Here is a 7,838-nt window from a genome sequence, read left to right on the forward strand (position 1 = left end):
ATGAGAAGACATTTATGAGCACAACAATCTATAAGGATTTCACTTTTGAAGCGGCGCACAAGCTTCCTCATGTTCCAGAAGGTCATAAGTGTGGTCGCCTCCATGGTCATTCTTTCATGGTACGTTTAGAAATTACAGGGGAAGTTGATGCCTATAGCGGTTGGATTATTGATTTTTCTGACGTCAAAAAAGTGTTTAAACCTATTTTAGAGCAACTCGATCACCATTATCTGAATGATATTACCGGACTTGAAAATCCAACCAGCGAAGTGCTTTCCCGTTGGATTTGGCTACAAACTAAACCTCTATTGCCACAATTAAGCGCAGTGACTGTCAAAGAAACCTGCACTGCGGGTTGTATCTATCGCGGTGAAAATTAGTTTTAATGAAATAAGCTAACTCAAAAAATACAGAGATAAAACTATCTATATAAGCATAGTGCTAAATAACAAACCTTTATTTCTCAAAATAAAAACCAATTTTTTCATTATAAAATCATTATTCTAAATAGTTCGAGTTATAGCAAGGCGGCAAGTGAAACTAAGCCCTGGGAGCATACAATAAGTATGTGACTAGGGTTAGTTTCGCGTAGCCAACATCCCTATAACTCGAAATATGACGAACAACAAGAATTAGGGGATAGCTAAATACTTATGCGTCTGAATTGATAGCCGCCAATTACGCTCAATACAGGTATCAATACACAATTTTGTCGCCGAGGCCTTTTGGCTAATTGGCTGTAGTGCAACTACAGGCGGAGTTTCTAGTGTTCTCATAGCCAGTAATTCATCTAGTGCTTGGATATCTTTTTCCCTTGCTACGGGGTGTTTTATTTCATTAGCTCGATTTACTGCCTGCTTTAATACTTTTAAGCCACCTTTCATACCCACTTTTGGAGAAACAGTCACCCATGTATTATCTGAGCATTGAATTGGATATGTCCCGCTGGTTTCTATTTGACATTGATAGCCATTTAATTCGAGCTCGTTCGTTAGCAGCGTTAAATCATAAATACAGGGTTCACCTCCCGTAATAACAATATGTTTAGCGCTATATTTTTTCTCTCTCATCAAATCTATCAATGTATTTGTATCCGACATTGCCCACTCATCGCTATCTAGCGTTTTTAATGCAATGTCACCAAGTGTCGTTTCTTTACTTGGATCTTTTTCCCACGTCTGTTTTGTATCGCACCAACTACATCCCACTGGACAGCCTTGCAAACGAATAAAAACAGCCGGAACACCAGTAAAAACGCCTTCTCCCTGTAATGTTTGAAAGATTTCATTAATTGGGTATTTCATATCACACCTAAAATAGTTAATAAGGGGCACATTATATTGCAGATATCTATCTCATGAACAAGGCACTTTGTGATAATGTAGCAACCTTGAGCTTAATAAAGTACGTCTAGTTCAATAAACGAAACCGAAACAATATTCGGTGCAATAACTAGTGCTAAGGCAAAGACAGGAAAAGATATGCAAAGTAGTGAACAAAATCAACTCAGAAAGGGACTGAGTGTCAGGCACATTCGCTTTATGGCTTTAGGGTCAGCGATCGGAACCGGTTTATTTTATGGTTCTGCATCTGCAATTCAAGCAGCAGGGCCTGCAGTGTTGATTGCCTATATGGTCGGCGGTGCCGCTGTATTTATGGTAATGCGAGCGCTTGGTGAAATGGCGGTCCATAATCCAGTTCCAGGCTCTTTCTCCCATTATGCAAGCCATTACATGGGGCCATTAGCGGGCTTCTTAACAGGCTGGAATTATATTTTTGAAATGCTAGTCGTATGCTTAGCCGATATTACTGCTTTTGGTATGTATATGGGATTCTGGTTCCCTGATGTGGACCAATGGATATGGGTATTAAGTATTGTACTATTTATAGGCGCACTCAATTTATGCCATGTTAAAATTTTCGGTGAAATGGAGTTTTGGCTATCCATAATAAAAGTCAGCGCTATTATTGCCATGATCGTTGGCGGTGCTTTCTTAATGTTCTACGGATTTGGTAAAGAAACAGACCATGCCGTTGGCATTCAGAACCTCTGGCAACATGGTGGTTTCATGCCGAATGGTATTGAAGGCGTTATTGCCTCACTCGCCATTGTAATGTTTGCTTTTGGTGGTATTGAAGTTATTGGTATTACTGCTAGCGAAGCGCAAGATCCAGAAAAAACAATTCCTAAAGCCATTAATGCCGTACCAGTCCGTATTCTATTATTCTATGGATTAACCTTATTTATATTGATGTGTATTTATCCATGGAACCAAGTTGGTCAAAATGGTAGCCCATTTGTACAAATATTCTCCAGTCTAAATATTTCTTCTGCGGCGAATATCTTAAATGTTGTCGTTATAACCGCAGCCATTTCGGCCATTAACAGTGATATTTTTGGTGCAGGTCGAATGATGTATGGTATGGCGCAAGATAGACAAGCACCAAAAATATTTACTAAACTGACTCGCAATGGCGTGCCATGGGTTACTGTACTCGTAATGTCAGTTGTTATGCTGCTTGGCGTATATCTAAACTTTTTATTACCTGAGAAAATTTTCGTTATCATTGCGTCCATCGCAACCTTCGCGACAGTCTGGGTTTGGCTGATGATATTGCTTTCACAAGTTGCAATGCGTCGCCAAATGAGCAAAGAAGAAGTGAAAAAGCTAAAATTCCCGATTCCTTTTTGGCCTATCGGGCCTGCAATCACCATTGCATTTATGGTCTTTGTCATCGCACTATTAGGCTTTTTTAAAGATACGCAAATTGCGTTAATTGTTGGATTTGCTTGGGTGGCAATACTCAGCATCGCTTTCTTATTCATGAGAATATTTCAGAAAAATAAAAGTGAGCAAAATTAAACTATTATCACGCTAGCAAAATAGTATTTAAACCATTTAAATGCCCTATATTAATAAAAATATGGGGCATTTTTTATCATTAATGCGCTAACGCTTGTTTAAGGTCCGCGACTAAATCATCAACATTTTCTAAGCCAATTGAGAGCCGAATAAGGCCATCACTAATCCCATATTGCTGTCTTTCTTCTGCAGAATAAGTCGAATGAGTCATACTCGCTGGATGTTGAGCCAATGATTCACAATCACCTAAACTTACAGCTCGAGAAAATAAATTAAGCTGATTTAAAAAGCGTTTACCTGCCTCAATCCCCCCCTTTAACTCAAACGCTATCATGCCACCTGCTAACCGCATTTGTTTTTTAACCAATTGATATTGCTCAAAGCTCTCAAGACCAGGATACATAACATGATCAACCTCTGGATGAGAGTCAAGATACTTAGCAACAAGCATGGCATTCTCAACAATACGATCCATCCGTATAGGGAGCGTTTTCATTCCCCTAAGAACTAAATTCGCATCATGAGGAGATAAACATGCCCCCGTCATATCCTTTAAGCCAACTAATCGAATCTGTTTTGCTATCTCTGCAGTCGTGACAGCAGCTCCCGCCATGACATCACCATGTCCATTCATATACTTAGTCAAAGAATGGAGCACGACATCAGCACCCAAAACGAGCGGTTTCTGGATGTAAGGCGTACAGTAAGTATTATCGACAACAACTATAATATTATGCTGATGCGCGATTTCGCTTACGACTTTGATATCGACTAAACGCATATTGGGATTTGCTGGAGATTCAAAAAAAATCATCTTCGTTTTGTCGGTTATTTGTTGTTCAACCTGATGAGGGTCACTCATATCAATATGGCGAACGTTAACACCAAAACGTGCAAGCCCATGATGGAAAAAAGCATAGGTACAACCATACACTGTCATATCAACTAAGAGCTCGTCTCCCGGATTTAGCAGTGACCAAAAAGTTGAAGTAATTGCGCCCATTCCTGACGAAAAAACGACAGCAGCCTCACCTTCTTCTAAATCCGCAATTCGTTTCTCCAACAAATTCAATGTAGGATTATTAATTCGGGTATAAATATATCCTTCCCTATCCCCACTGAAACATGCGGCCCCCTCTTCTACACTACTAAATACATAAGTAGATGTTTGATATATCGGTGATGCCAATGCGCCTAAATTTTCATTCTGACTATAATGACTATGTATTATTCGAGTTTCAAAAGCACTTACTTTATCTAAATTCATACCACCTCCAAAAAATTACCGCTCCTTGGTCTGAGATAATCGAGAACCAACAATTTGTAATGTTCTTAAAACGGTACTAATTCCACGCAATGTATCTGGATCTTTTAATAAACTATATACTGAACGAAAATTATGGGATTTATCATCATAGACCGCTTCCATTTTTGCCATATTATAAGCGGTACTAAACTCCCAGACCGGGGTCAATGTATCCTCAAAAGCATTAGAGAGTTTTTCTACTGTACCTGCATCCAAAATATCGACCATATCAGATACTAAAGAAAGTAAATCAACGATATTATCTAAACGTTTCAACTGTAATAGTGGTGCAATTTTTTCGGCAAAATGTTCGCCTGATTCAGAGCTAAGTAACTCTATCAATTTTGTTTGCGGATTATCATTAGACATAATTATTTTCCTATTACACTAAACCACGAATAGCTGCCCAATAAATACCTCTATTGAAGCCATTTCTTAATAATCCACCTAATTTAGTTGGGGGGGTTGGGATCACGTCATGCTTATAATCATATTGCAGTGGCATACCTGAATATAATCCCATTTGTGCAACCGCCTGAACGCGTCCATCATAAATTGCAGCTGGATAACCATAAGTTATCTCACCGCAAATATTATCAGCAATAATAGCCGCCTGATTATGGCAGCTACCACCTGCCTTACTAATAGGAAGGTCGACTGTATCACCAATGACATAAACGCCATCAACACCATAAACTTGCATCGTTTCATGGTCGGTTGGTAGCCAACCCTCACCATTATTGTGTTCGCTTAGACCTGTATTAATAACCGCCTCAACCGCAGTAATTGGTGGTGTGCTAATTAAAATATCAAATGGTTGTTCATCACCTTCTTTTGAATACGCAATTTTTTTCTCCGGATCAACATTACTTAATGTAAACCCACGCTGCGCCTTAATATTTTTAATATTAAATATTTCTGGGATAACTTCACAAACAGGCTGTTGCATGAAGAGACAATTACGTAATAATTGAGATACCGTTGGGTAAGTATAAACAATCTCAATATTATCTCTTACCCGACGTTTACGTAAAAAATCATCCAACATCAACGTTGTTTCCATTGGTGCAATTCCACATTGATGAGGAACATTAGGTGTTTCTGGAAAAGATACAGTAATAAAAATCCGCCCTTTCTCAATTTTAGATAATTGATCTGCTAATTTTCGAGCAGGTTCATATGCATAAAAATGATTCCCGATCTCTTTCAACCCTTCAATTTTGTCAGGTCTTGGTACGCATCCTGTAGCGACAACCAAATAATCATAATTATACTTTTTACCCTTTATTGATTTAAGTTCTTTATTTTTAAAATCAAATAACTCGACTTTATCAATCACTAATTCAATCTCAGGGCGTAATAATGATTGTTCACTACGGCTCAACTCTTCTTTAAAGAAAAGATTAAAAGCCACATACATAAATGCAGGCTTATAATAATGCATAGGATTATCAGTAATTAACGTTATTTTTATTTTTTTAGAGAAAATATCTTTATTAAGTTTTCTTGCCAAAATATTGGCCAGCATTGTCCCACCGGTACCACCACCAACAATAACTATATTTATCATGATATTTCATCACCTTAACTTAATAAAATTACCAATAGAGCATGCACTTCCTCCTATAAATATAGGTTATTTTAAATAATAACCTATACAATAAATTGAATATAATTAGCTAAATAACAAGAAAAACTAATCACATTAAAATATAAAACCATCAGAATAAATAAACATAAAAATAATTATTTCAATTACTATTTCAAATAGAAACTGTATCACTGATTTATTTTATATATGAGTAATGACCCACTATTTTCCATTGAAATAAAACATCCTCAGAAACCTGACCATACCCAATGTTATGCATAATAAGATAGTTTTGGTTATTGGTAGATTTTATCGATGTCACAATACCAATATGAGGTCGACCATTATCCAAACGCCATGAAACTATATCCCCTGGAATATAATCTTTTACATTTTGAGTAATAGGCTTATTCATTCCCTTTCGAGCAAAAAATGTCTCTAAATTAGGTACACGCCGATGATCAATATTGGTATCTGGCTTATTTAGACCCCACATACGTTTACTTGGATATTGGCTGAAATTATTTTTTATGTCTTCATGCAAACGCTGCTGTAGGTCAATACCTAATTTACGATAACTACGGATAACTACATCAGAACAAACTCCGTAGTTTTCAGGTACATCACCATTTGGATAAGTTATTTTTCTGTATGAAGAATCATACATGACGAGGCGAGGAAGCTGTTCCGCGTACTTAGCTAATTCAAGGCTTGTGTTGCCTATTGCATAGGAAGAACACAATAAAATAGTTAGCGACAATAATAGTTTCAATCATTAATCCCCACAAATGTTGATTATAAAATCTACAACAATTATGAAGAAAAATAAGGTGTTAAAATCCTAAATATTAAGCAAACTAAATTGTGTAATGATAGGATTGTGATCAGAAGCATCGGTATTTAACACATGGCTATCGTTAGCTTGTAAGCCACGATAAAATAAATAATCTAAAGGCCGACCAAATGCTTTTGTACGCTGATCATCATTATAATTTATTTCTTTCAATCCAATGCTACGTACAAAACGCTTAAGCGCATTCACCCTTTGGCGACTCCAAGCATTAAAGTCTCCCGCTAGGATAACAGGGCCTACATGCTTTCCAATCTGCTCCCCAAGTTTGTTAAGTTGCCTTGTATAAACATCAACACCAAAACTAAAATTAATTGCATGAACATTCGCTACCATCAGCTGTTTCCCATTAGGAAGCGGGTAGACAGTAATCAAGGCCGATTTGGCCAAACGTAATAAGGGTTCTTTTTCACGTAAAGGACAACAATAGATAGGATGCGCAGTCGCAAGCGTCATCACGCCAGCAGGGTGAGGTGAAAAAGGCAATGCGGGAACCTGATCTGCAATTAATTTATGGAAAGCCGCAAAACTAACAAGCTCAGGAGACATTTGAGCCTCTTGTAGCAGTATTAATTTTTTATCTTTAATTAGCTCAGCTAAGACAATCTTCCAATTTGGCCGCTGTTGCTTATAAATATTCCAAATCACCACATCAAGAGTCTCGCCCGCAGCAAATAAAGGTAATCCAATCGGCAGCGACTCCCCTAACATATGTACAGCCATAGGTTGAATACGCTCAGCGGGCTGACCTGCTATATATCGAACAGAATAGGTTCTTTTCGCCACGTTTCGAGTTCCTACATAATGGAGATTTCAATTTTACTCTAGTTTTGACTTCACTCACTAGGTTGCAGTATATCAAACATAGCAGGTGATATCTTATGAAGTTGAGTCAAAGCTTTTAGTATTAAGAATGATATGTTTAAACAATACTAACGCTATAGTAAAAAAAACCACTAAGATCAAATTCATCAATCTGTAGGCTATTCAAAATTCAAATTTTTTTCGTCAGCCCCGAGCCTTTATTCAAGTGGAGCTGAGCCTTAATCACCGAAGGGTATCGATTTAATTTCGCATGGTTGTTTGCGTATTTTGATGGAGTCATTGTCAATGTTTAAACGGCCATCGACTCTCCCTCAGCGAGGGCTTGACTGTCATTACGGTTTGTCCGCGATTCAACGTTTCCGCATCGGATTGCTCAAATCCCCAACGCAAAAAAGCCACCCA

Annotated in this window: 8 protein-coding genes; 2 read left to right on the plus strand and 6 right to left on the minus strand. The window is 37.7% G+C overall.

Annotated features, from left to right (window positions below):
• Positions 1–14 precede the first annotated feature (14 nt).
• A complete protein-coding gene (gene queD, locus DD649_RS17970; RefSeq protein ID WP_294110211.1) occupies positions 15–380 on the plus strand; it encodes a 6-carboxytetrahydropterin synthase QueD in 366 nt (121 codons plus the stop codon).
• Positions 381–632: 252 nt separating this feature from the next.
• Here queD and queE read toward each other — a convergent pair whose 3' ends face one another.
• On the minus strand, positions 633–1,304 hold the full coding sequence (gene queE / locus DD649_RS17975) for a 7-carboxy-7-deazaguanine synthase QueE (protein WP_294110212.1): 672 nt from the start codon (positions 1,302–1,304) through the stop codon (positions 633–635).
• A 177-nt stretch (positions 1,305–1,481) separates the two neighbouring features.
• On the opposite strand from queE, the gene DD649_RS17980 reads away from it, so the two are divergent.
• Positions 1,482–2,864: an amino acid permease gene (locus tag DD649_RS17980; RefSeq protein ID WP_294110214.1), complete on the plus strand. Its 1,383-nt coding sequence runs from the start codon at positions 1,482–1,484 to the stop codon at positions 2,862–2,864.
• 79 nt (positions 2,865–2,943) lie between these two features.
• Here the strand turns inward: DD649_RS17980 and megL are convergent, their stop codons facing one another.
• From megL to DD649_RS18005, 5 genes are all read right to left on the minus strand, one after another.
• Positions 2,944–4,131, minus strand: a complete 1,188-nt coding sequence (megL, locus tag DD649_RS17985; RefSeq protein ID WP_294110216.1) for a methionine gamma-lyase — start codon at positions 4,129–4,131, stop codon at positions 2,944–2,946.
• 15 nt (positions 4,132–4,146) lie between these two features.
• A complete protein-coding gene (locus DD649_RS17990; protein ID WP_294110219.1) occupies positions 4,147–4,539 on the minus strand; it encodes a hypothetical protein in 393 nt (130 codons plus the stop codon).
• Positions 4,540–4,552: 13 nt separating this feature from the next.
• On the minus strand, positions 4,553–5,740 hold the full coding sequence (locus tag DD649_RS17995) for an FAD/NAD(P)-binding oxidoreductase (RefSeq protein WP_294110221.1): 1,188 nt from the start codon (positions 5,738–5,740) through the stop codon (positions 4,553–4,555).
• Positions 5,741–5,957: 217 nt separating this feature from the next.
• Positions 5,958–6,533, minus strand: coding sequence for a DUF1287 domain-containing protein (locus DD649_RS18000; RefSeq protein WP_294110223.1), 576 nt, complete (start codon positions 6,531–6,533; stop codon positions 5,958–5,960).
• 69 nt (positions 6,534–6,602) lie between these two features.
• Positions 6,603–7,397 carry an endonuclease/exonuclease/phosphatase family protein gene (locus DD649_RS18005; protein ID WP_294110225.1) on the minus strand — a complete coding sequence of 265 codons (795 nt, stop codon included), beginning with the start codon at positions 7,395–7,397 and terminating at the stop codon, positions 6,603–6,605.
• Positions 7,398–7,838 lie beyond the last annotated feature (441 nt).

It is taken from the genome of Providencia sp. (assembly GCF_003533305.1).
Taxonomy (GTDB): domain Bacteria; phylum Pseudomonadota; class Gammaproteobacteria; order Enterobacterales; family Enterobacteriaceae; genus Providencia.

Coding starts and splice junctions, on each gene's coding strand:
- queD (WP_294110211.1), top strand. CDS start 15: ATGAGCACAACAATCTATAAGGATTTCACTTTTGAAGCGGCGCACAAG.
- queE (WP_294110212.1), bottom strand. CDS start 1,304: ATGAAATACCCAATTAATGAAATCTTTCAAACATTACAGGGAGAAGGC.
- DD649_RS17980 (WP_294110214.1), top strand. CDS start 1,482: ATGCAAAGTAGTGAACAAAATCAACTCAGAAAGGGACTGAGTGTCAGG.
- megL (WP_294110216.1), bottom strand. CDS start 4,131: ATGAATTTAGATAAAGTAAGTGCTTTTGAAACTCGAATAATACATAGT.
- DD649_RS17990 (WP_294110219.1), bottom strand. CDS start 4,539: ATGTCTAATGATAATCCGCAAACAAAATTGATAGAGTTACTTAGCTCT.
- DD649_RS17995 (WP_294110221.1), bottom strand. CDS start 5,740: ATGATAAATATAGTTATTGTTGGTGGTGGTACCGGTGGGACAATGCTG.